17 protein-coding genes are annotated in these 23,975 nt (G+C 54.3%); 3 read left to right on the top strand and 14 right to left on the bottom strand.

The window, feature by feature from the left end:
* Positions 1–28: 28 nt before the first annotated feature.
* The 12 genes from ACFSX3_RS04440 to ACFSX3_RS04385 form a co-directional block, all read right to left on the bottom strand.
* Entirely contained in the window at positions 29–685 is a 657-nt protein-coding gene (locus tag ACFSX3_RS04440) for a M48 family metallopeptidase (RefSeq protein ID WP_209991927.1), read from the bottom strand.
* A 33-nt stretch (positions 686–718) separates the two neighbouring features.
* Positions 719–2,098: a hypothetical protein gene (locus ACFSX3_RS04435; protein WP_379312644.1), complete on the bottom strand. Its 1,380-nt coding sequence runs from the start codon at positions 2,096–2,098 to the stop codon at positions 719–721.
* 169 nt (positions 2,099–2,267) lie between these two features.
* Positions 2,268–3,293: an ABC transporter ATP-binding protein gene (locus ACFSX3_RS04430; RefSeq protein WP_379257906.1), complete on the bottom strand. Its 1,026-nt coding sequence runs from the start codon at positions 3,291–3,293 to the stop codon at positions 2,268–2,270.
* On the bottom strand, positions 3,290–4,306 hold the full coding sequence (locus tag ACFSX3_RS04425) for an ABC transporter ATP-binding protein (RefSeq protein WP_209991929.1): 1,017 nt from the start codon (positions 4,304–4,306) through the stop codon (positions 3,290–3,292). The genes ACFSX3_RS04430 and ACFSX3_RS04425 overlap by 4 nt, the downstream gene beginning before the upstream one ends.
* Positions 4,273–5,232 (bottom strand): ABC transporter permease, encoded by a 960-nt coding sequence (locus tag ACFSX3_RS04420; RefSeq protein ID WP_209992063.1) that lies wholly within the window; start codon positions 5,230–5,232, stop codon positions 4,273–4,275. Before ACFSX3_RS04420 ends, ACFSX3_RS04425 begins: the two co-directional genes overlap by 34 nt.
* A 59-nt stretch (positions 5,233–5,291) precedes the next feature.
* The gene (locus tag ACFSX3_RS04415; RefSeq protein ID WP_209991930.1) at positions 5,292–6,263 is read right to left on the bottom strand and encodes an ABC transporter permease; all 972 of its coding nucleotides are present in this window, start codon (positions 6,261–6,263) and stop codon (positions 5,292–5,294) included.
* A gap of 121 nt (positions 6,264–6,384) precedes the next feature.
* Positions 6,385–8,130: a peptide-binding protein gene (locus ACFSX3_RS04410; protein ID WP_209991931.1), complete on the bottom strand. Its 1,746-nt coding sequence runs from the start codon at positions 8,128–8,130 to the stop codon at positions 6,385–6,387.
* Positions 8,131–8,727: 597 nt separating this feature from the next.
* Entirely contained in the window at positions 8,728–11,292 is a 2,565-nt protein-coding gene (locus ACFSX3_RS04405; RefSeq protein WP_449290225.1) for an ABC transporter permease, read from the bottom strand.
* Between the two features lie 10 nt (positions 11,293–11,302).
* Positions 11,303–12,004, bottom strand: a complete 702-nt coding sequence (locus tag ACFSX3_RS04400; protein WP_209991932.1) for an ABC transporter ATP-binding protein — start codon at positions 12,002–12,004, stop codon at positions 11,303–11,305.
* Between the two features lie 228 nt (positions 12,005–12,232).
* Positions 12,233–13,129: an SDR family oxidoreductase gene (locus tag ACFSX3_RS04395; RefSeq protein WP_209991933.1), complete on the bottom strand. Its 897-nt coding sequence runs from the start codon at positions 13,127–13,129 to the stop codon at positions 12,233–12,235.
* A gap of 157 nt (positions 13,130–13,286) precedes the next feature.
* A complete protein-coding gene (locus tag ACFSX3_RS04390; protein ID WP_209991934.1) occupies positions 13,287–14,126 on the bottom strand; it encodes an aldo/keto reductase in 840 nt (279 codons plus the stop codon).
* 20 nt (positions 14,127–14,146) lie between these two features.
* Positions 14,147–16,540, bottom strand: a complete 2,394-nt coding sequence (locus tag ACFSX3_RS04385; RefSeq protein ID WP_209991935.1) for a GH36-type glycosyl hydrolase domain-containing protein — start codon at positions 16,538–16,540, stop codon at positions 14,147–14,149.
* 162 nt (positions 16,541–16,702) lie between these two features.
* Between ACFSX3_RS04385 and ACFSX3_RS04380 the strand changes: the two genes are divergently transcribed.
* Positions 16,703–17,686 (top strand): DUF4003 family protein, encoded by a 984-nt coding sequence (locus ACFSX3_RS04380; RefSeq protein WP_379312641.1) that lies wholly within the window; start codon positions 16,703–16,705, stop codon positions 17,684–17,686.
* A 138-nt stretch (positions 17,687–17,824) separates the two neighbouring features.
* On the opposite strand, the gene ACFSX3_RS04375 is transcribed toward ACFSX3_RS04380, so the two are convergent.
* Entirely contained in the window at positions 17,825–19,204 is a 1,380-nt protein-coding gene (locus ACFSX3_RS04375) for an amino acid permease (RefSeq protein ID WP_209991937.1), read from the bottom strand.
* A gap of 225 nt (positions 19,205–19,429) precedes the next feature.
* On the opposite strand from ACFSX3_RS04375, the gene ACFSX3_RS04370 reads away from it, so the two are divergent.
* The gene (locus ACFSX3_RS04370) at positions 19,430–21,205 is read left to right on the top strand and encodes an ABC transporter ATP-binding protein (RefSeq protein ID WP_209991938.1); all 1,776 of its coding nucleotides are present in this window, start codon (positions 19,430–19,432) and stop codon (positions 21,203–21,205) included.
* Positions 21,192–22,967, top strand: a complete 1,776-nt coding sequence (locus ACFSX3_RS04365; protein WP_209991939.1) for an ABC transporter ATP-binding protein — start codon at positions 21,192–21,194, stop codon at positions 22,965–22,967. The genes ACFSX3_RS04370 and ACFSX3_RS04365 overlap by 14 nt, the downstream gene beginning before the upstream one ends.
* A gap of 441 nt (positions 22,968–23,408) precedes the next feature.
* On the opposite strand, the gene ACFSX3_RS04360 is transcribed toward ACFSX3_RS04365, so the two are convergent.
* On the bottom strand, positions 23,409–23,975 hold the full coding sequence (locus ACFSX3_RS04360; RefSeq protein WP_209991940.1) for a GNAT family N-acetyltransferase: 567 nt from the start codon (positions 23,973–23,975) through the stop codon (positions 23,409–23,411).

Below are 23,975 nucleotides of genomic sequence, written 5' to 3'. Positions count from 1 at the left end.
TACGCTACACTTTTAACCTGTAAAATGTTCACAGTGTCATAAACTGCCCCTGCCGGGCCAGGTACGCTTCCTTCTCCTTATAGTCCGGCATTATGCTTCCCAGGCGCCGCCAGAAGGAACGGTCATGATTCATATGCAGCAGATGACACAGCTCATGAATGATGACATAGTCGATCACTTCAGGCGGCGCCATGGCCAGGCGGTAGTTGAACGTCAGCTTGCCGTCAAAGCTGCAGCTCCCCCATTTGGTCCGTGATTCCACAATCTCAATACTCTTCGGCTTCACTCTGAGCTGCGTCTGGTAGGGCTTGATGCGCTCTGCGATGATTTTTTTCAGACTGGCCGTATAGAACTTCTTCAGCGCAAGCTTCAGCTCCCCGGCATCCGCCTGCCGGTCCCCAATTAACTCATATAGCGCATGCTCCTTCCCCAAGTACAAAAAGGTTTCTTCGTCGCCCTCATATGCCTTAACCTTCGGCACCTGCCGGGCCGCCGCATTGCTGCGCAACTTCTCCAGAATCTTCGGGCCTAGACTTGCTACCGCACCTAGAATCGTCTCTTCACTCGTTCCCTTCGGCGCCTTAACGGTAATGAGATCCGAGCCGTCTACCGTTACGGAAAGCTTCTTACGCTTGGCATACTGGACATGTAACGTCACCATCTGATCTTCTAGTTGAATCTGCATAGCCACCATCGTTTCTGTAATTTCTAGTACACACTAATATACCGGATAACCGGATACAAACACCGCCAGATACAGGAGACCCCCCGCAATAAATAGCGTGGTAAGCAGGATATCCTTCCATCTCTTATCCTCCGTCAACAGCACAGCCGCGAAGGCCAGCGGAAAAGCTACGGCAAAATAACGCGGGGCAGACAGCAGCCAAGTCGGGGCCACCACATAGACGAAATAGGCGATCATGTACGCCATGTATGCGGGATTAAGCTTCTTCGCACTGCGGAGCATCATGAAGAGGACCAGGAAGATCGCGCTCAAATTCGGCAGCCACAGCCCCAGGAACGACCGGTAATCGGCATCCTTGAAGGTATTCACCGCATACTCTATCTGATATCTCACGGTATCGAAAAAGAAGTAGAAGCGCTGCGACCAGTGCTCCCGCTGATAAATACTGAACTGGAACGCGTTGCCCGTCACATTGTAGTTGATGTAGAGATAAGCCAGCAGACCGAAGGAGACGCTCACCAGGGAGACCATGGCCAAGATCAGCTTATTCGTAAAAGCCTTCCGGTCCATAGACCTGTAACCAGCGGCCAGCTCCCGGGCAAATTCCACGGCAATCGGCACGGCCAGCAGAATCCCCGGGGAACGGGTGAATCCGGCCAGCGCCGCACAGAGGCAGCCCAGCAGCCAGCGCTTTTTGCGCACAAAATACAGCGCCATCAGGGAGAGCAGCAGGAACAAAGCCTCAGTCATGGGCAAGAAGAAAAAGAAGGCTGACGGAAAGATGAAGATGTACTTCACTACCCGCAGGGCGTGCCTGCGTCCCATATCCAGCCGGGCCAGTTCATAAGCGAACAACGCCGCTGCAAGCGTGCAAAGATTGGCTACGGCGAACCCGGCAGCCATATAATTGCCTGTGAAGAACTGCGCCAGCTTGATCATAACGGGGAAGAACGGCAGAAATACAATATGAAATCTGGGGTCCCCTTCCGTCACATACCACCGCTCGGCAATGCCCAGATAAGACATCGCATCAATTCCGCGGATATGCCACATCTCGATGAAGCGGGAGAACAGACTGCCGGAGCCGCCCTCCCGAAGCACCCAGAATACATAAGCCGCAAGGATCAGCAGCACCCGGCTGAATATCACCCACAGCACAATCTTCCACCAGATCCGCTGCCGTTCCTCCGGCGAGTCGTCCGTATTCAACGTCCTTAGTGCGCCGGGGCTCATGATGTACCCGGTTATAGCGGGAATGGCCCGCAAGCCCGTCCAGATAAACAGGGCCAGACAAAGCAGGGATGCCAAGGTCCCCGCCAGGGTCCAGGTATGTACTGACACTGCCCATACCCAGACGGCTATGATCATAACTAGTATAAAGAGCGCTGAAATTGCTGTACTGACCTTTTTCACCCTAACCTCCGGTTCCGCAACCTTTGCGGTATTGATTAGTCTTTTTCTCATTTTCTTATAGAAATGCCTTTAACACAATGATTAGTTTAGGACGGTACGACAAGCAAAGAGGAACACCGCGTAAGATTCAGCAGCGTTCCTCTTCGGCACAGCATAGGGTAATCCTCGTTCAGGATTTCGGAAGCAACGGGAAATGACAGGCTACCGGACGGCCCGGCAGGACCTCTTCCAGCAGCGGCTCCACCGATCGGCATTTGTCCTGGACGAACGGGCAGCGGGTATGGAACCGGCAGCCGGAGGGCGGATTGGCCGGGGAGGGCACATCTCCCTCCAGCATAATGCGCTCCTGCTTGCGCCTTGGTGTCGGCTTCGGAATAGCCGAGAGCAGGGCGGCAGTATACGGATGCAGCGGAGCAGCGAACAGTTCCTCCGTCTCTCCCACCTCCACCAGCTTGCCCAGGTACATAACCCCAACGCGGTCAGAGATATGCCGGACTACGTTAAGACCATGCGCGATGAACAGGAAGGTTAGACCCAGCTCCTTCTGCAGCTTCATCAGCAGGTTAATGACCTGGGATTGCACCGATACGTCCAGCGCGGACACGGCCTCATCGGCCACAATAAACTGCGGATTCAGCGCAATCGCCCGGGCGATGCCAATCCGCTGGCGTTGTCCGCCGGAGAATTCATGCGGATAGCGGTTCCGGCGGCTGGCATCCAGACCCACCAGCTCCATCAGCTCGACCACCCGGGCATCGATAGCCTTGGCGGACATATTCAAGTGAATACGCAGCGGCTCGCCGATAATATCCTTGACGAGGAAGCGCGGATTGAGTGACCCGAACGGGTCCTGGAAAATAATCTGCATCTCTTCCCGCAGCTTCCGCATGTCACGTGAACGCAGCGAATGAATGTCCTGGCCCTTGAATAACACCTGCCCCCCGGTCGCACTTTGCAGCCGGAGGAGCACTCGCCCTAAGGTGGATTTGCCGCAGCCGGATTCCCCGACCAGCCCGAACGTCTCACCTTGGCGGATCGACAGACTGACCCCATCCACGGCCTTCACCTGTCCAACGGTCCGGTTAAGCAGGCCCTTGGTGATCGGAAAATATTTCTTAACATCCTTAACTTCCACCAGCACTTCAGAAGAAGCTGGTAGCTTACGGTCTGGTACGGTTGCTGCCCTGTTCATCATGCGCGCTTCGCCTCCCTGCTGGTATCCGCTGAACCCGGCTTATCCTTGAACAGCCAGCAGGCGGTCCGGTGATCACCTGTAATCATGAAATCCGGCGGCTCCTCACTTCTGCAGATATCCATAGCATGCGGACAGCGCGGGTGGAAGCGGCAGCCCGCAGGCAGCTGCCCTATCGGCGGAATCGTTCCGCTGATCGTATAGAGCTCTCCTCCCCGTCCGCCTTCAAACCCCGGAATCGACTGGAGCAGCCCTACCGTATACGGATGGCTGGGATGGTCGAAGATCTCTTCCACACCACCCTCTTCCACGATAGCGCCCGCATACATGACTGCAATGCGGTCAGCCATCTCAGCGGCAACTCCCATGTCGTGGGTAATCAGCAGGATGGACATGCCAAGCTCCGACTGAAGCTTGCGCAGCAGATCCAGAATCTGCGCTTGGACCGTAACATCAAGTGCGGTGGTCGGCTCATCGGCAATCAGCAGCTCGGGGTTACAGGCCAGCGCAATCGCAATGACTACGCGCTGGCACATCCCGCCGGACAGCTCATGCGGGTATTGCTTCGCACGGATCTCCGGTGCGGGAATCCCCACTAATCTAATCAGATCGACCGCCAGCTTCAGCGCTTCTGCATCCTTCTTATTCTGATGCAGCCGCAGACTCTCAGCGATCTGTTCGCCTATCGTGAAGACCGGATTCAGCGAAGACATCGGGTCCTGGAAGATCATGGCGATCTGGTTGCCGCGGATTCCGCGCATCTCCTCCTGCGTCTTCTTCCCCAGATCCTGTCCATGGAAGTCAATACTTCCCTCCAGAATCATCCCGCCCGCGTAATCAATCAGGCGCATGATCGCCAGCGAGGTCACACTTTTGCCGCTGCCGGATTCGCCCACAATACAGACCGTCTGCCCTTTATTCACCGTGAGGGAGATGCCATCGGTTGCTTTGAGCAGTCCCTTCTCGGTCGCAAAGCCGGCGGTTAGTTTCCGGATTTCGAGTAGTTTTTGCGCCATTGTTCCAGCCTCCTCCGGGATTTGGTCACTTGCTGTCTGGGATCAAGGGCATCGCGGATGCCGTCGCCGATAAAGTTAACCGCCAGCACGACGAGCAGGATACACAGACCCGGATATACGGCCTGCATCGGATCAATCAGCATGAATTCCTGTGCACTGCTTAGCATCAGCCCCCAGCTCGTAGCCGGAGCCTGGATACCAAGGCCCAGGTAGGACAACGCGGATTCACTGAGAATCGCGCCGCCGACCATCAATGTGGCATTGACAATGATCGGGAAGCTCGCATTACGGAGCAGATGCCGGAAGATGATGCCCCAGCTGGATACCCCGATTGCTCTGGCCGCCTCCACATACTGCATTTCCCGCAGCTGCAGGAAGGTTCCCCGGACCAGCCGGGCAATACTCATCCAGCTCGTGAACGCCAGAATCAGAATCATGAATTTGATCTGTGTGCCGAACAGCGCCATCACCAGAATATTCAGGAACAGAGACGGCACGGAGTTCATAACGTCAACAATACGCATGAATACCGTATCTACGAAGCCGCCGAAGTAACCCGAAATGGCTCCGACCACCGATCCGACCAGTACGGATACAGCCGCAACCGAGAAACCTATAAGCAGCGAGATCCGGGCGCTGTACAGCAGCCTGCTGAGAATGTCACGGCCCAGCTCATCGGTGCCGAGGGGATGACCCTCTGCTCCCGGTTTCAAGTTAGCGAACATCAGATCAATCTTCTCAGGGCCATATGAGGTCAGATACGGTGCAAAGACCGCCAACAGTACAAAGATAAGCAGAACAATCAACCCGCCCATAGCAAAAGGATTGCGCGAGAACTTCTTCCACAGCACTCTCCACGGGCCGGGAGGTCTGTCCATATCCACCACCGGAATTTCCGGGTCGGTCCCGCCCGGCATCGGACTCATATCCGGCGTCCCCAGCGGCTTGGATACCTTCCCTTTGATAAGCTCTGTATTGTCTGTACTCATGCTGCCTTCCCCCCTTGCTTGCCGAGCTTCACCCGGGGATCAACTACGACATACAGTATATCTGCCAGCAGATTGCCAATGACGACCATCACAGCCGTTACGATAGTCACAGCCATCAGTGCCGAATATTCGCGCGCAGTGGCCATCTCCACGAACCAACGGCCCATTCCCGGCCAGTTGAATACATTCTCTGTTAGTGCGGCCCCTCCCACCAGGATCGGAAGATCAAGGCCGAGTATCGTAATAATTGGAATAAGCGCATTGCGCAGGGCATGGCGGAAGACGACCTTCCGTTCCTTGACGCCTTTGGCCCGTGCCGTCCGGATATAATCCTGATCCAGCACCTCCAGCATACTGGCCCGCGCATACTTCATATAAGAAGCCAGGAAACCAAGTGCCAGCACTGTTACCGGCAGCACCAGATGCATGAATAAATCAGCGATACTGTCTTCCTTGCCTCTTGTATGCATATCCGACAATGGGAACCAGTCCAGCTTGAGCGACAGCCACTGCTGCAGCAGAATCCCGAACCAGAAGGTCGGCATGGCGAAGCCCAGATATGAAATGAAGGAAGCCGTCTGATCCGATAAACCATAGACTTTGGTACTATTGTAGATTCCCCAGGGGATTGCGATCAGCAGGGATACCAGCCAAGCCGCACCCATCAGGATTATGGTGTTGCCGATACGCGGCCAGAGCAGGTCCGAGATCGCAATATGGTTCTTGAAGGTATACCCCAGGTCCCCTTGCAGCAGGTCGCCGATCCAGTGAAAATACTGTACGGGAATGGGCTGATCCAAACCCAGGTTCTTGGCCTGCTGCTCGAAGATTTCGGGAGTCAAGCCCGGGGCCAGCATCACTTGTGTGGGTCCGCCCGGAGCCGCATGGATGAGAAGAAAGGTTAGTATGGTAATCAGAAAGATGACCAGTACCGATTGAAGCACTCGACGTATCAGGTATTCTGTCATTGGCTATCCTCCTAGAGATGGTAAGGCGATAGATTACGGAAGGCCCCCTATTTATACAAAAGGGGGAGGTGAAAGAGAATTCTCTTTCACCTCCCGCAAGTCTATTCACTTAGTCGGTACGTTACTCGGTTACCCACCATTTGATAGCGTGGAAGAATTGTCCGTAGCCCAGTGACGGCTCTGGAGCATCCTCCTCTGCCCAGTGCACTCTAGGTCCTGTTCCGATTGCCTGACCGTACTGATACAGGAATACGTAAGGAAGGTCGGTTGAGATTTCCTTACCTACTTCTTTGTAGATTTCTTTGCGCTTATCCTGATCTACCGTGGAATATCCGTCTACCCACAGCTTATCCAGCTTCTCGTTCTTATACCAGCCGCTGTTCTGTCCGGCAGGCGGGAAGTACTTGGAGGAGAAAATGCTCTCCGCATCCGGGTCCGGAGTATTCAGCGACCATGCCAGCAGCAGGGCCTGATATTTACCCGGCGTTACGTTCTGGTCAATCCATGCAGCGAAGTCGATCGCCTTAGGCTTCACCTCAATGCCGACATCCTTCAGGTTCTGCTGGATAACAGCGGCTACCTGTTCACGGCGGCTGTTACCGGCATTATACTGCAGCTCGAAGGAGAAGCGGTGGCCGTCTTTGACCAGAATGCCGTCCTTGGCATCCGCAACCCAGCCGTCTTCAGCCAGGAGCTTCTTGGCCGTTTCAGCATTGTAATCATAGTTCACAGCAGCATCACCCGGGTCAGCCCACGTATCCGGCAGGAACGGCGCATTCATCAGCGCGCCTACGCCCTTCAGGATATTATCCACCATTCCTTGACGGTTCAAGGCATGGGCAATCGCCTGTCTGGTCTTCTGTCCCTGGAACAGGCCGTAGCCATCCGGGAAGTTCTTGCCGTCAAAGTTGAAGTTAACATATTCGTACTGCGCGCCCGGCTTCTGGATGATATCGATTTTCCCGTCAGCCTTAACCGCTTCAACCTGAGTTACCGGAATCGCACTGATATGGTCTGTGTCACCCTTCATAATCGCCTGAACCTCAGTGTTCTGGTCGGCATAGATTTTGTAGACAATCTGAGCGATATGAGGCTTCACCGTTCCCCAGTAGTTCGGATCAGCATCCAAGGTATGGCTCTCGCCCTGCTTCCAGGCTGTCCACTTCCACGGTCCGCTTGTGACGGTCTTGGCCGGATCAGTACCATAGGGATTCTTCTGCATTTCGGTCGGCTTCACATCCTTCAGGACATGGGCTGGAACAATCTCCTGAACGAGGGCGTACAGGAATGGGGCGTAAATCTGGGACATCGTGAATTTCACCGTGTGGTCATCGACCTTCTCCACGGTCTTCACCTTGTCAAAGGCACTGATCAGGGGCGAGCCTGTCTCCTTATTCTTGGCCATTTCAACGGTGTAGACTACATCATCTGCAACGACGGGCTGGCCGTCACTCCATTTGGCGGTATCCTTCAGCTTCACAGTATAGGTCAAGCCATCTTCAGAGATCTCCGGCAGTGCGGCAGCCAGCGACCAATCCTCTGCCTGCACATTGCCTTCGCGGTCCAGGTTATACAGCTTGGCAAAGACGAATTGGGCCACATCACCTGAAGAGGTGTCATTAACTAAGAGGGGATTAATATTAACAATATCGGAGAATGAGCTTGTAACTAGTGTTCCGCCGTCAACAGGCGCGTCAGCAGCAGGTGCTTCAGTAGCATCAGGCGCCGCGCTCTCTGCTGGAGCTGTAGTCGCTGCAGGCGCACTTGTTGAAGAACCCGCAGTGTTATTCGTACTGCAACCTGTGAATAGAACCCCTACCAACGATAAGACTAGTAAACCTGACCACCATTTTCTCTTTTTCGCCATTCCTTTACTCCTCCTTAGTTAAGTGCTTGTACCTGCTCTTCAAAGCTTCTTGGGAGACTGGGATGCTCTGGAAGGTTATGCGCCTGAGACTGCTAATGACCGCCTTCGCAATACATGTGATATAACATCACACATAATATATATTGTAGAAATGCGAGGAATAGACCGCGGGTCAATTAGGGTCAGGGACAACTTTTCCGGCGGGAAGCCTCACAACTTCCCTGATAAATTATGGTTTATATTACATGTTAATATATCTTACGTCAATATATTTATTTATCGCTGGAGAATCTTACTTTTTTGCTCTTGAAACATTTACTTCCAATGTATCTTGGAATAAATGTAAAAACTCCTTTGCTCATTATTTAAATGAGTTTAGTCGGGTTAGTTTTAATGACACTTTATTATCATTTTCGTGTTTTTTCGACACTGTTCGTCCTATTTCCGCATGTTCCAGCGCTATTTTCCTTGCTATCCAACCCTTTTCAGGCACAAAAAAAGAAGGATAACGGCTCCGGGCTCCCTCTGCCCCCGGCCATTATCCTTCCTTAATATGCTGATGCTTTTTTTATCTTTTTTGACAAAATCGTGACTGAACTACTCTACTGATTTCAGCGCTTCAATCATATGAATCCGCTTGAGCTTGATGTGCATGAATGCCATTACGATACCTGAGAATAGTATGGTCAGCAAGGCTGCATAGATGTAGCTCTGCCACTTGATCAGCGGAGCGAACATGGTGGCATCCAGCTCGGCGGTCGACAGGACGAACCGGTGCAGGATCACCCCCAAGGCACTGCCAGACAGGATGCCGAGCAGGGTTAACAGAATATTTTCCCGGTAAATATACAGAGTGACTTCCTTATCATAGAAGCCGAGCACCTTAATCGTAGACAATTCGCGGACCCGCTCGGACACGTTAATATTGGTCAGGTTATAGAGAACCACGAAGGCCAGCGCGGCAGCAGAGACAATCAGCACCACAATGACGATATCCATACTGTCCATGGTTCCCTCGAAGGCCTCTCCCACTCCGCTGGAAAAGCTGACCAAGGCCACCTGTCCATTCGCAGTCAGCTTCTCCCCGAAGGCGCTCTCCCACCCTGTATCCTTGCCGCTGTAATTCAATAATTGAGTATTATAGAACGGCTCCTTGCCGAACACCTCTGTGTAGTAAGCCGGAGTCATGTATACATAATGCAGCACATAGTTCTCAGTGACAGCCGCTACCTTGACCTGGAATGGCTCATTGTTGCTATCCAGAAGCGTCAACGTATCTCCGGGGGCAACATCATACAGCTTAGCCAGCTTCTCTGTAATGACCGCGCCCTCGTCACTCAGTACACGCGGCTTACCGGTGCTGCGGTCCTTAAGATTAACGAAAGACGCCAGCTCAGCTGTATCCGAGGGAACAAAGATCCGCACTTCCTGGTCGTTCACGCCTTTGGCCCGGGCCGTCACAGCCTCCTGCAGCACATTCAGCGTGCCTGTAACTGCAGTCTCCTGTTCAATCAGTTCCTTATAGGAAGCTTGATCTGCAGGAGTTGCATTATCATGCAGGGCTACCAGGGCGCTATATTTCATAATGCCGCCGAACTGCCGCTCGGCGATGCTGCCGATGGAATCCTTCAGTCCAAAGCCGGTCAGAATCAGTGCGGTACAGCCTGCCACCCCGATAACGGTCATGAACATCCGCTGCTTGTAGCGGAACAGATTGCGGGCTGTCACCTTTTGCACGAAGCTGAGCCGGGTCCACAGGAACTTGAAGCGCTCCAGCATAATCCGCTGCCCGCTCTTGGGCGCCTTGGGCCGCATCAGCACAGACGCGTTGCTCCGCAGCTCCACCCGTGAAGCGATCATGGCCGTCATCGTTGTACAGACCAGCGCCACGATGATGGAAATAACGGCGTAAGATGGATAGAAGCTCTTGATCACATCCGGCAGGTTATAGAGCGAGCTGTAGGCATTATAGATAATATCCGGGAAGAACGTGAAGCCGACCGCCAGGCCCGCAATGGATGCAGCAAGGCTGGCGAGCGTTCCATACACCAGAAACTTGGTCATAATGTCCATAGCGCCGTATCCGAGTGCCTTCATCGTCCCGATCTGGAGCCGCTGCTCCTCCACCATGCGGGTCATCGTCGTTAAGCTGACAAGCGCTGCAATCAGGAAAAAGAATACCGGAAAAGCCGACGCAATCGCGGACAGACGGTCCGCATTATCCTTGTATTCGGCGTATCCCGGGTTAATTGTGCGGTCAGCCACATATACCTTGGGCAGCTCCGGCTGGCTCTGTGCGGCATATGCTGCCTGTTGTTGTTGCGGCTGCGGCTGTTGCGTCCCCTGCTGAGCCGCAGCCTGCTTGGCCGCCGCTACCGCCTCCGTCTTCAGCTCCTCCAGGCGCTGCGCCGGGTAATCCTTGAGCGCTTCCTCCACCTCGGGAAGATGCTGCTCAATCAGCTTGTCATAAGCAGGCGTATAGGCTGTTTGTGCAGCCGTATCCTTGAAGCTAAGATAGGCCTCCGTATACACCGGAAGCGTGAAATCCCCTTCCGGGATGACGGCGAACGCATCGGCGGTCCCTTTACCAATCCGGCTAGTTCCGCGGTTCGCAGTCTCAATATATTGCGGACTCTGCGCGAAGCCTACTACGTTATAAGTCTTGGTCCGGAAGCTCTTTTCGGGCGTCTCCCCGGCCTCGCCGCCGAAGGTGATGGAATCTCCGAGCGCGAATTTCTCTTCCTCGCGCAGGTGTTCATCCAGCACAATCTCTCCAGAGGCTGCCGGGAGATGCCCGGCGGTGAGCTTGTAGCCGTTCAGTTCATTATTGTCCGCATATGAATAGACCTTGGCAATCAGCCCGCTGTCGCCAAGAAATACATCGGAGCTGTATACAGGCTGAACCGTCTGCACCCCGGGAATCCCCCGAAGCTGCTCAATCCCTTGCTCCGATAGTCCGTAAGTGGACTGGACCCGCAGATCCATCAGCCGCAGATCCTTATAATACGTTGCTGCAGTATCCAGCATATCCGGCCCGGCCGACTTGATCCCGGAGAAGAAGCTGACCCCCAGCATAATAATTGCAAAGATCGAGAGGAACCTCGCCTTGGTGCGGCCGATCTCCCGAAAAACATCCTTCCATAGTGCCCGTTTCTTCATCATTCCCGGCTCCTTACCATTCGATATCTTCCACGGATACCGGTGCTGGATTCTTCACCATTTTCCGTACCTTGGCGTTGTTGATTTCAATGACCCGGTCGGCCATCGGAGCAATCGCCAGGTTATGCGTGATCACAATCACCGTTGTGCCGGTGTCGCGGCAGGTATCCTGCAGCAGCTTAAGCACCTGCTTGCCGGTATTGTAATCGAGCGCACCGGTCGGCTCATCACAGAGCAGCAGCTTCGGCTGCTTCGCCAGCGCTCTGGCGATAGCCACGCGCTGCTGCTCCCCGCCCGAGAGCTGGGCCGGGAAGTTATTCAGCCGCGCGCCAAGGCCTACATCCTCCAGCACCTTCTGCGCATCCAGCGCCCGTGGCGAGATCTGCGAAGCCAGCTCGACATTCTCCAGGGTGGTCAGATTAGGGACCAGATTATAGAACTGAAACACGAAACCCACGTCATTACGGCGGTAGCCGGTCAACTCCTTGGCGCTGAAACGTGCGATGTCAGTACCGTCCACAATGACCTGGCCTTCGTCGGCGGAATCCATCCCGCCCAGTATGTTAAGCACCGTTGACTTTCCCGCTCCGCTAGGCCCTACTATTACAGCAAATTCACCCTTTTCAATCTCGAACTCAATGCCGTCGTTGGCAACAATTAGGGTCTCCCCCATCTTATAGCGCTTATATTCGCCCTTCACCGTTACGAATGCCATGCCGTCTCCTCCTGTCTTCTCCACAAACCGCTAATGCACCAGAACTGGCAGATACCGATTCAATTACTCAAGTGTAGCACATGAACCCCCTATGATGGCAAAAGTGGAGGGAGTCCGCTCGCTTCGGCTGAATCCAGGTGACGCAGACTGCCTCCAATTATTTCTTTCACAGCAAAAAACCTCCTAACGGAGGTTCCTGCTCAAGCGTGTTTACTACTCAACCTTAATTTATGGGGTCGGCATTCCGCCGTTGGCATTCAGGGTCTCGCCGCTGACATAGCTTGATTCCTGGCTGGCCAGGAATACATAGGCCGGAGCCATTTCAGCTGGTTGGCCGGGACGTCCCAGCGGGGTCTTGGCTCCGAACTCCTTCAGGACTTCCTCCGGCTGTCCGCCGCTTACCTGAAGCGGAGTCCACACCGGTCCCGGGGCGACAACGTTCACGCGGATTCCCTTAGGCGCCACCTGCTGGGCGAACGCTTTGCTGAAGGTGTTGATCGCGCTCTTGGTCGTGGCATAATCCAGCAGGATCTCTGAAGGCTCATAGGCCTGAATCGATGATGTATTAATAATCGTACTGCCAGGCTTCATATGCTTCACCGCTGCCTTGCAGAGCCAGAACAGCGAGTAGACATTCGTCTTGAAGGTAGCATCGAACTGTTCTGTGGTCAAATCGGCGATGTCTTTGACGAACTGCTGCTTACCGGCGATATTAGCCAGGATATCAATTCCGCCCAGCTCCTCTACGGCCTTGGCAATCAGCTGCTCACAGTACTTCTCGTCCTTCAGATCACCCGGCAGGGCCACCGCCTTGCGCCCGGCTTCCTCTACGAGCTTAACCACTTCCTTCGCGTCAGCTTCTTCCTCCGGCAGATAGGCCAGCACCACATCGGCGCCTTCACGGGCAAAAGCAATCGCTACCGCCCGCCCGATTCCGCTATCCGCTCCCGTAATGACGGCCTTCCGTCCGGTGAGCCGCCCGCTGCCCTTGTAGGTGCCCGCCCCGTCATCTGGACGCGGATGCATCTTCGTCTCCAGGCCGGGACTGGGCTGCTGCTGCTCGAATTCAGGCGTAGCCTTTTCATATTGCTGCACAGGATCTTGAATCTTATATTGATTACTCATGATAATATTCCTCCTCTGTTCGCTTCTGAACTTTTGTAGGCTTCTGACTCTTTCTATGTAACCAGCTTCCCTTTTTCTTAAACGAATTATGTATGAGCGCTGTAACAAAAACCCCCTGCCAAAGAGCAAGGGGCCGTATCTCTATAACATCAATGGATCAGAACTCCTCGTACACGGCCGGGTCCTGGTCCCACAGCGGTCCGGTTGTCGGAATCTCCGAAATCACCTTCATCTCTTCCTCTGACAAAGCGAAATCAAAAATATCCAGATTCTCCCGCTGATGCTCCTCCGACTGCGATCTTGGAATCGGAACCGCTCCCAGCTGCACGTGCCAGCGCAGAACAATCTGTGAGACCGATTTGTCATGGGCTGCGGCGATCGCACTCAGCTGTTCATTCTTCAGCAGCTCCGTGCCGCGTCCCAGCGGGCTCCAGGATTCTGTAATGATTCCATGCTTGTTATGGTAAGCACGCTGCTCTGCCTGATTATAATAGGGATGCAGCTCAATCTGATTCATGCTGGGCACGACACCCGTCTCCTTAATCAGGCGATCCAGATGCTCCGGCAAAAAGTTGCTGACTCCGATCGAACGGATCAATCCCTGCTTCCGGGCATCAATCAGCGCCTGCCATGCTTCCACATACAGGTTCACCTTGGGGTTCGGCCAGTGAATCAGATACAGGTCATAATAATCCAGTCCTGCACGGTACAGCGATTCTTGAACAGTCTCGACCGCTTCATCATACTTGTGATGGCGTCCGGGCAGCTTGGATGTGATGAACAGCTGGTCTCTGGGTACCCCGCTCTGCCGTACCGCTTCCCCGACAACGCCTTCATTCTCATAGTTGAATGCAGAATCAATCAGACGATACCCCAAATCCAGGGCCGTCTTCAGATTCTGCACGCCCTTCGTACCTTTGATCCAGGCCGTTCCGTAGCCAATCGCAGGCACCTTCAGTCCATCATTCAGCAGTACTTCCGGAATATGATTCGTCATGTTCATGCAGCCTCCTGTATTTAGATAGTAACAGCCTCTGCCGGAATCTTAACCAGCACCTGATACTGCTTACCCGGTTTCAGCTCCTTCAGAACACCGTCTTCCGCCAAGCCGCCGTCCAGATATACTTCGATTGCCGCTACGCCAGATTCACGCTTCATCTCAATCTGCAGCTCGGCGCCTCTGAAGCTGCGCTTCACGGTTGCCTCCTGCCAGCCGGAAGGAAGCTGCGGCTTCACCTGGAGTCCTTCCCGGCAGCCTTGCAGGCCGAACAGTCCGTCCATCAGGCAACGGTACACCCACGGAACGGTTCCGGTGTTGAACAGATGGCTGGAGCGTCCGGCGGTCTGCGGGAACTGCTTGTAAGCGCCCCGGTAATAGTTAGGGATGAACACTGGCAGCTGGCCCCGCCGGATGATATCCTCGATATCGGGCCCGGGGAGCATTTTGCGCAGCAGACGGTACGCGTCATCCTGCTCACCCACTGCATACAAGCCATAGATATAGAAGGCTGCGGCATGGTTGTAGACTGCGCCGTTCTCGGCTGTCCCCGGATGCTTCTGCGTCACCCGGCCCACATCCTCGCGCATGGCGGTATAGGACGGTGCCAGCTTTTCCACTCCGTATGGGGTCTCCAGCTGCTCCGTGACCGACTTCATCAGCTTCTGCCGCTTCTCTTCATCCGCCGCACCGCTGAGCAGCGCCCAGCCCTGGGGATTAATGAAGATCCGGCCCTCCTTGTCGCTGCTGATTCCGAACACTACATTGTCATCGGTAATTCCCCGCGCATACCACTCGCCATCCCAGAAGTACTGATTGACGAGCGCATTCGTCTCCTCCGCTGCTTGGCGGAAGGTCTTGGCGGTATCCGTGCGGCCGCTCCGCTCAGAAATATCCGCCCAGACCATACAGGCATACGCGGTAGCGATGGTCAGCCAGCCGGACACGCCTTGTCCCCGGTACCCCACCATATTCATCGGGTCACACCAGTCTCCCTGATTGATATAATTCAGGCCGCGCTCATCCCGCTCATGGAGCAGCCACTGCACTGCCCGGTCGATATGCTCATGCACTGGTCCTGTCTCCAAGCCGCCCGCATACGATACTTCCTCATCCAGAATACTGTAATCATCCGTCTCATCCAGATAGGTACTTAGGCATATCGGCAGCCAGACACAATGGTCTGTATGCGGAACCTGATTGATATATTTCAGTTCAGCCGCTTCATGCAAAATAATGCCGTCCGGCATCGCTCCGCTGGCCTCCTGCTGGCTTAAAGCCGTCAGGAACGCCGCTCTTGCCGTCTGCGGCTTAAGATAGCTCATCCCCATATTATCCTGCAGATAATTCCGGGTCTGCGGGTCGGTCGTCAGACGGTTGGTCTGCCCGTGATAATACATCTGCCGGGGCAGCCAGTGGTTGACCAGATTGTCGAGATCCGCATCCGGCGTGGAAATCTCAATGCTTCCTCTGCCTTCCGCGATGTATTGCGCATATTCCCGCTCGGCGCGCACGAATCCGTCTTCGCCCGCCGCGTCGGTGTCCAGGAACAGCTCCCGGCGGATCTCTGCAATCTCCCGCTCACTCCGGGCCGGGCCGAAGACGAAGCGGTATTCACGCTCTTCCCCCGCATCCAGGTCCAGACTGTATTGCATAGCGGCAACCGGGGTCTCATAACGGGCTTCGCCTTGCGCCAGCCGCTTACTCTTAAGCGCTGACGGCGAGCTGATTCCGCCTTCGCCCTCGAAGGCTTCCTGATTCACTTCCCAGGAGGCCGGGGCATGGTCGGCCAGCAGGAAGGTTTTGTCCTTCAGATGTTTGATTTTGGCATAATCCTGATATTTCTGATAAGGTGTGACCGCTGTAGCCACGATTCCCTGCAAGGCTTCCTTATACTCGCCCGACTGATTCATCCATGACATGTAGCCGATGGTGAAGTAGGGGTAGATGCTAATACTCCGCCGCGCCGCAGACAGATTGGTCACCTTCACCCGCCACAGCTCCATCGGCTCATCCTTTGGCAGGCTTAGCGTCATCTCTATCGCAATCCCGTTCTTCTCGATGGTCCATACAATATTATGTTTACCTACTGCAAAAGTGTAATGATCCGGAGGGTTGCGGACAGGCTCATAAGGGGCAGAGAACAGCTCTCCGTTCTCCTCATCCTTGACATAGACGAAGCGGCCGGGGTGGTGGGCATAATAAGGCTGCTCCGGCTGCATGAACGTCTTGGCCTCCAGATTCGGCGCATAGGAGTACTTGGCAGGCTCGGGCTGCATGAACTGGGCTACCGCATATCCCCGGCAGTTCATATGAATCATCATCTGCTCATTCCACAAGAACCCCGAAGCCTTGGGTAGAATGGTCGGACTGGACAGCTCATAATATTCGTTATCTTCAGATGCTCTTATCATTCTCGTGCCTCTCTTTCCGGAATAATTATCCATCCTTCTAGTATACTTTATTCAAGAATACGCTCTCATAGGTTTGGGGGCAAGTCTGCGGGAGGAGATTCAATTTCATCGATTTGGTTTTTATAGTAGAATATACCCAAATTAACTACCACAAGATGAGAGGTGCATCATTTGAAGCAATCGTACATAACCAGACTTGAATTATTCGTCACTAACGCCCAGCAGATTAAACAGGAATTCCCCTGGCAAAATGCCTCCGTGAACCGGCTGGCCGCCGTGCTCTATGCGGTGGAGGACAAGATGGCCAATGTGGAGGCGATCCGCATGTACCATGAGATGGTCAAGGATAACACCCGGGGCTTCTCTCCCTTCCGGGGAACCTCAGCCATCTGTATTGCTGCGCTGCTCTCCCTGTCCCCACAGCCGCAGCAGCAGCTTGCAGCAACGCTGGCTGTATATGACCTGCTCAAGGAACGTAAATTCCGGGCCTCCGACTACCTGGTCATTGCCGCCTATCAGATCGCTGCCCATACCCCGTACGATCGATATACCGCAGCCATAGACCGCACTCAAGCCTTCTATGAAGGGATGCGGTCGAAGCACCGTTTCCTGACCAGACAGGACGACTATATCTTCGCTGCCATGCTCGGCCTCTCCGATATCCCTGTAGAGCAAGGGCTGGAGCAGCTGGAACAGCTCTATGTTACGCTCAAGCCCGAGTTCTTCTCCGGCAACAGTGTCCAGGCGCTAACACAGGTCCTGGTGCTGGGCGGCGAGGATCTCACAAGCCGGGTGCTAAGCCTGCGTGAGGCGTTCCGGGCACGGGATATCCGGCTGGATAAGGAGTACACACTTTCTTCCCTTGGCATCCTGTCCCTGATCCCCTATGAGCAGCAGCAGCTGGTAAGCGATGTCTCGGACACCTATGAGTTCCTGCGCCCGCAGAAGGGCTTCGGCGGCTGGTCGATCAACAAGCAGGAGCTGCTCCTGCTGTCTGCCGCGCTCGTCTCCTATCAATATGTAGATGATGTGAGAAACGGCATTATTCAATCCACGCTGTCTACCAGCCTGACCAACATCATCATTGCCCAGCAGACAGCGATTGCTGTAGCTGCGGCCTCTGCTGCGGCGGCAGCTTCGTCTTAAGGGTTGACATGCAAAAGGCTTCCGGAGCGTAGTTTGCTTCGGAAGCCTTTTTATTAACGATACATTTGGACATACCACATCTTGAAGCCATGCCGCTCATAAAATCCGACACTTCGTTTCCAATCCAAATTAGAAGAACTACACTTCCTCCCCATCCCCAGGCATCCGGCGTTTGCCGATCCCAAACGCATAATACCCCGCCACAACAATAGCCAGGAAGGACGCGCCGACGATCAGCGACAGATGGGTATCCGGGTTGAACCACATGCCGATGATGACCAGCGACAGGAAGATAATAATAATGTAGTTACTGACCGGGAAAAAGCGGGATTTGAACGGATGGGCTGCCATCTCGCCTGCCCACCGCTCTCTGAATCTGAACTGGCTGAAGGCCAGGGCGAACCACGGAATCATTCCCGGAAGCACGCTGGCACTGTAAATATAGAGAAACAGCTTGGAGTCCGGCATCAGATAGTTGAACAGCACGCCGACCAGCAGCAGGGAAATCGTTGTAATAATACTGTTACGCGGCACTCCGCTGGCAGAGACTCTGCCGAAGAACTTCGGAGCCTGTCCGTTCTGGGCCAGCGTGTAGAGCATTCTTCCCGCACTGTAGATTCCGCTGTTGCAGCCCGACATCGCCGCTGTCAGCACCACGAAGTTGATAATGCCGGCCGCAGCGACAATCCCTACCTTGGCGAAGGTCAACACGAACGGACTGCCGATCTCGCCGATCTCATTCCACGGATAAATGGTCACAATGATGAAGATGGCCCCCACGTAGAAAATCAGAATGCGCCAGATGATATTCTTGATCGCTTTTCGCAACGTCTGCTTGGGATTCTCCGCTTCCCCTGCCGTAATCCCCACCAGCTCAATCCCCTGATAGGCCGCCGTGACAATGCAGAGCGCGAACAGGAAGCCCTTCAGCCCTCCGGCAAAAAAACCGCCATGGCTATACAGATTGGACAGTCCGAGCGGCTGCCCGCCATTCCCGAGCCCGAAGAAAATCACCCCGGTGCCGATCACCAGCATCACGACAATAGCGACCACCTTGATCATCGCAAACCAGAATTCAAACTCCCCGTACAGCTTCACCGCCGCCAGATTGGCTGCTGCAATGATGCCCACACCGATCAGCGCCGGAATCCACTGCGGAATATCCGGGAACCAGTACCCGACATAGATTCCAATCGCCGTAACCTCCGCCATCCCGACTGTCACCCACAGGAACCAATAACTCCAGGCGGTCAGGAAGCCAGCCAGCGGGCTGATATATTTGTGGGCAAAAGTGGCGAACGAACCGGTCACCGGCTCCACCACCAGCATCTCCCCCATAATCCGCATCACAAAAAACATAATGATTCCTGCCAAAAGATACGCAAGCAGCACGGAAGGCCCCGCCCACTTAATCGTACTTGCCGAGCCCATGAATAATCCCACGCCAATTGTGCCGCCCAGGGCGATCAGCTCGATATGCCGCGGCTTAAGTCCTCTGGTTAACTGTTTGGATTCCAACGAAATGCTCCCCCTCATATGTATGCTTCGCATGTGAAAAACGTAACTATCATAATCTGTAAGAGTCATTGTAAGCTGTGATCTACATTAACGCAATGCAGAATTACTCCGGCAAAAAGTTTGGTGAGTTGTAACAAAAAATTGCCCGAAAACCTATACATTTTGAACCATAGTGTTATAATCACTGTGTTTATTTATCAAGAACAACAGGAAACAGGTGATCAGATGTTTGAAATCAAATGGCTGTGGCAGAACCTGGAGGGCAACCGGGCGCGGTATATCGTGGCGCTCTGCCTCTCAGTGGTGGGCTCAAGTCTTACGATTGTGAACCCCTACATCAGCCAGCGCATCGTCGATACGTTCATTGCCGGTGACCACGCAGGAGAGAATCTTGCTACAGGACGCGGACTGCTCATTGCACTCTGCCTGGGCATGATCGGCTTCTCTCTGCTCCGTACAGGGCTGGCATACTTCACGACCATGCAGTACGAAATTTCTTCACAGAATATGATGTACAATATCCGGATTTATCTGTACAACAAGATTCAGGGCCAGGACCGGGACTATTATGACCGCAACCGCACCGGGGACCTGATGACCAAAATGACGGGGGATCTGGATATGGTCCGCCACTCGATGGCGTGGATTTTCAAGACGATTATTGAATCGCTGACGATTTTCCTGGCAGCCGTCATTTATTTCCTCACGATTGATGTGAAGCTGACACTGTGGATGCTGATCCTGTCACCGCCGATCTTCGTCGTGGCCTTCATCTTCGCCAAAAAAGTGCGCCCGATGTACATCGACCTGCGTGAACGGCTGTCCCAGCTCAACACGACGACCCAGGAGAATATCTCCGGGAACCGGGTGGTGAAGGCTTTTGCCCGTGAGGAGTTCGAGATTGCCAAGTTCACAGAGAAGAATGTCAACTACGCGGTGGCGAATAAAAAAGCGGCCCTCGTCTGGCTTGACTACTTCCCTTATCTGGAGACCTTCGCTCAAGGCTTCAACGTTGTGCTGATGCTGGCCGGCGGTTACTACGTGATGGAGGGGCGGATTACCTTCGGTGAGTTCACGGCGTTCTCCTCGCTGATCTGGGCGGTCTCGAATCCCATGCGCAATATCGGAATAATTATTAATGATATTCAGCGTTTCTTTGCCAGCTTATCCAAAATTGTAGACATCTATTACGCCCGTCCGGCGATTGCCAATGACCATAACCCGGTGGAGCGCCGCCGCTATGAGGGACGGATTGAATTCGACCATGTCCGGTTCAAATATGATAACGCTACCGTGCTGGATGATGTGAGCTTCACAATTGAGCCCGGAGAGACCATTGCAATTATGGGGGCCACCGGCTCCGGCAAAACCTCACTGATCAACCTCATCCCCCGCTTCTATGATGTGGCTGCAGGGCGTGTGCTGGTAGACGGCAGAGATGTCCGGGAGCTGGAGCTGGATGAGCTGCGGGGGAACATCGGGATGGCTACGCAGGATGTCCTGCTGTTCTCCGATACCATTGACGGCAACATCGCTTACGGCGATCCTGATCTGCCTGAAGAGGATGCGAAGGCTTACGCGGCTCTGGCCGCTGCCCATGATTTCATTGTCAAAATGCCTGAAGGCTACGATACCGTAGTCGGGGAACGCGGTGTCGGGTTGTCCGGGGGCCAGAAGCAGCGGATTGCGCTGGCCCGTGCTCTGGCGGTCCAACGTCCGATTCTGATCCTCGATGATACGACCTCTGCGGTCGATCTGGAGACGGAGGAGCATATTCAGCGCAGCCTGCGTGATCTGGAGTACCCCTGCACGAAGATCATCATTGCGCAGCGGGTATCCACTACCGCCCAGGCTGACCGCATTCTGATCCTGGAGGGCGGCCGGCTGATTGAGGAAGGGACCCATGCCGAGCTGCTGGCGAAGCGGGGTTATTACTATGATGTATTCATGCTTCAGAACGAGGGTATTGGAAGGCAGGTGACCGTGAATGGCCAGGAATAAATTCGATGTTGATGAGAATCTGGAATCGCCGTTCAATATCAAGCATTTCCGGCGGGCCATGGTCTATATCCGACGCAAAAAGAAGCCGATGCTGATCGCATTCGCGCTCAGCGCATTGTCAGCGGCGATCGCCCTGTCGGCTCCGCTGATCATGCAGCATGTGGTGGATGTAACTATTCCGGCCAAAGACATGGGCGCATTGACCGGCTGGTCCCTGCTGATGCTGGCGACCATCGTGGTCAGTGTAATCTTGGCTACGATCCGCTCGCGGATAATGACAAGCGTCGGACAGGATATTATCTTCGATATCCGCACCGACCTGTTCAAGCATCTGCAGGAGCTGCCCTTCAAATATTATGACGACCGTCCGCAGGGCAAAATCCTGATCCGGGTCGTGAACTACGTCAACGGGGTCTCCGATGTGTTATCCAACGGGATTATCAACTTCATCCTGGAAATCGTGAACCTGATCTTCATCGCGGTGTTCATGTTCGCCGTGGATGTGCGGCTCTCCTTCATCATTCTGGCCGGACTCCCGGTATTCCTCGGGGTCATGCTGCTGATCAAGACCCGCCAGCGCCGGGCCTGGCAGGCGGTATCGAACAAAAGCTCCAACCTGAATGCTTATCTCCAGGAGAGCATCAGCGGCATCGGCGTCACCCAGATGTTCTCGCGGGAGACACGCAATGAGGGCATCTTCACCCGTCTGGCCGGCAACTTCCGCACGGCCTGGATGAAGGCGCTGCGTTACAACATTCTGATTCCGTTCAGTGTCGATAATCTGTCTACCATTGTTACGGCTATGATCTTCCTGGTCGGCCTGTTGACTCTGGACCCACAGAATATGACGCTGGGCGTCATTCTGGCCATGAGCAGCTATGCGGCCCGCTTCTGGCAGCCGATCCTGAATCTGTCGAACCTGTACAATAACTTCATTAATGCGGTGGCTTATCTGGAGCGGATCTTCGAGACGCTGGATGAGCCGGTAACGGTCAGCGATATCCCCAGTGCGAAGGCGCTCCCGCCGGTTCAGGGCCGGGTGACCTTCGATGATGTCACCTTCGCCTACGATCCGGGCCTGAATATTCTGGAGAATATCTCCTTCGATGTCGCTGCGGGTGAGAGCATTGCTCTGGTCGGTCCGACCGGAGCGGGCAAGACCACCGTCGTCAACCTGATCTCGCGCTTCTATAACCTGACCGGCGGACGCATTCTGATCGACGGACAGGATATCTCGCAGATTACGCTCAAATCGCTGCGCAGCCAGATGGGGATTATGCTGCAGGACAGCTTCATCTTCTCGGGAACCATTCTGGATAATATCCGCTATGGCAGACCGGATGCGACCGAGCAGGAGATCATCGCCGCCGCGAAGGCGGTCTGCGCGGACGACTTCATCCGCGAATTCGATCAGGGCTACCAGACCGAGGTGAACGAACGCGGCTCCAAGCTCTCCCAGGGACAGCGGCAGCTGATCTCGTTCGCCAGAACGCTGCTGGCCAACCCGCGGATTCTCATCCTGGATGAGGCCACCTCCTCCATCGATGCACAGACCGAGCGTCTGCTCCAGAAGGGGCTGAACGAGCTGCTGAAGGGACGCACCTCGTTCATCATCGCGCACCGGCTGTCTACGGTGAAGAACTGCGACCGGATTATGTACGTTTCGAACAAGGGCATTGCCGAGAGCGGCTCCCATGACGAGCTGATCGCCCTGCGCGGCCTGTACCACCGGCTGTATACGGCGCAGAAGATGGAAGCCTGATGGGCAACGCAGGATAAGGCTTGGACACGAATAGGCGTACACGAAAAACCGCAGCAGGGGTTCTCCCCTGTCTGCGGTTTTTGGCGTGCTTGGATGGACCATACAGCACATATTCTGTGAAGAATGTGTGCTGTATGCACGACCCGTTACTAACCAAGTCTGCTGGTTGCTGGCTTTCTCTATTTTGTGCAATTAAGCACTACTCCGGCTGCGATCCATGCGGACTGGAGAGCCGCTATTCCTGTAAATCGCACCATTTTACGGGCCAGGCGGACTCACATGCACTTAACTAGCCGCTCTTACCTCATTTTTACCACCAACTGGCCCTATAACGGCCCCTCAGTCCGCAGGCGAGCAGTAAAACTGTCTTTTTCAAAAGATAAGGGCCTCATGGTCCGCTTGTAAAACCTTCAAGCGGCAACCCCGATACCCATGAGCTATTCAGGTATACTCTTCCCTCAGCATGCTGTAGATCTCCAGATCGACCACTCCCTTGCCGGACCAGAGGGCCGCTTGCCGCAGCATTCCTTCCTTGACATATCCGTTCTTCAGCAGCACCTTCTTAGAAGGCTCATTATTCAGCATCACTTCCGCCTGAATTCTGTTCACCTGAGCCTGCTGGAACAGGAATGCTGTCAACAGCTCAACGGCTTTGGAGGCGAGGCCCCTCCCCCACTGGGCTTCCGCGAGGAAGTAGCCAATGGTCACCATATTGACCTTCTGATTGAAGTCGCAGGCTTCAATGATCCCGAGGAGGTGCGTATCGTCCGCTGGGGCGAAGATGCCCCACTTGATCCGCGATCTTTTGCCATAATCCCGTTCATAATGACCGATCATGCTCTTGACTGTAGTCTTATTGTGCTTGGGGATAATCCCGCAATATTCGAACACCTGGTCATTGCTGTAAATCTCGAACAGCCCGTCCAGATGCTGCTCCTCAATCTTGCCCAGTACCAGCTCCTCTGACCTTAAGACAGGGAACTGGTCAAACACAATCTCCATCTTCAC

The sequence above is a fragment of the Paenibacillus rhizoplanae genome (assembly GCF_042684125.1).
GTDB classification, from domain to species: Bacteria; Bacillota; Bacilli; order Paenibacillales; family Paenibacillaceae; genus Paenibacillus_AQ; species Paenibacillus_AQ rhizoplanae.
The sequence above is the reverse complement of the archived record's forward strand: the minus strand, read 5'-3'. Positions and strand labels throughout refer to the sequence as shown.

Bases quoted from the DNA above. Each gene is read 5' to 3' on its own strand.
- ACFSX3_RS04440 (WP_209991927.1), bottom strand. From the start codon at position 685: ATGCAGATTCAACTAGAAGATCAGATGGTGACGTTACATGTCCAGTAT.
- ACFSX3_RS04430 (WP_379257906.1), bottom strand. From the start codon at position 3,293: ATGATGAACAGGGCAGCAACCGTACCAGACCGTAAGCTACCAGCTTCT.
- ACFSX3_RS04425 (WP_209991929.1), bottom strand. From the start codon at position 4,306: ATGGCGCAAAAACTACTCGAAATCCGGAAACTAACCGCCGGCTTTGCG.
- ACFSX3_RS04420 (WP_209992063.1), bottom strand. From the start codon at position 5,232: ATGAGTCCGATGCCGGGCGGGACCGACCCGGAAATTCCGGTGGTGGAT.
- ACFSX3_RS04415 (WP_209991930.1), bottom strand. From the start codon at position 6,263: ATGACAGAATACCTGATACGTCGAGTGCTTCAATCGGTACTGGTCATC.
- ACFSX3_RS04410 (WP_209991931.1), bottom strand. From the start codon at position 8,130: ATGGCGAAAAAGAGAAAATGGTGGTCAGGTTTACTAGTCTTATCGTTG.
- ACFSX3_RS04405 (WP_449290225.1), bottom strand. From the start codon at position 11,292: ATGATGAAGAAACGGGCACTATGGAAGGATGTTTTTCGGGAGATCGGC.
- ACFSX3_RS04400 (WP_209991932.1), bottom strand. From the start codon at position 12,004: ATGGCATTCGTAACGGTGAAGGGCGAATATAAGCGCTATAAGATGGGG.
- ACFSX3_RS04395 (WP_209991933.1), bottom strand. From the start codon at position 13,129: ATGAGTAATCAATATAAGATTCAAGATCCTGTGCAGCAATATGAAAAG.
- ACFSX3_RS04390 (WP_209991934.1), bottom strand. From the start codon at position 14,126: ATGACGAATCATATTCCGGAAGTACTGCTGAATGATGGACTGAAGGTG.
- ACFSX3_RS04385 (WP_209991935.1), bottom strand. From the start codon at position 16,540: ATGATAAGAGCATCTGAAGATAACGAATATTATGAGCTGTCCAGTCCG.
- ACFSX3_RS04370 (WP_209991938.1), top strand. From the start codon at position 19,430: ATGTTTGAAATCAAATGGCTGTGGCAGAACCTGGAGGGCAACCGGGCG.
- ACFSX3_RS04365 (WP_209991939.1), top strand. From the start codon at position 21,192: ATGGCCAGGAATAAATTCGATGTTGATGAGAATCTGGAATCGCCGTTC.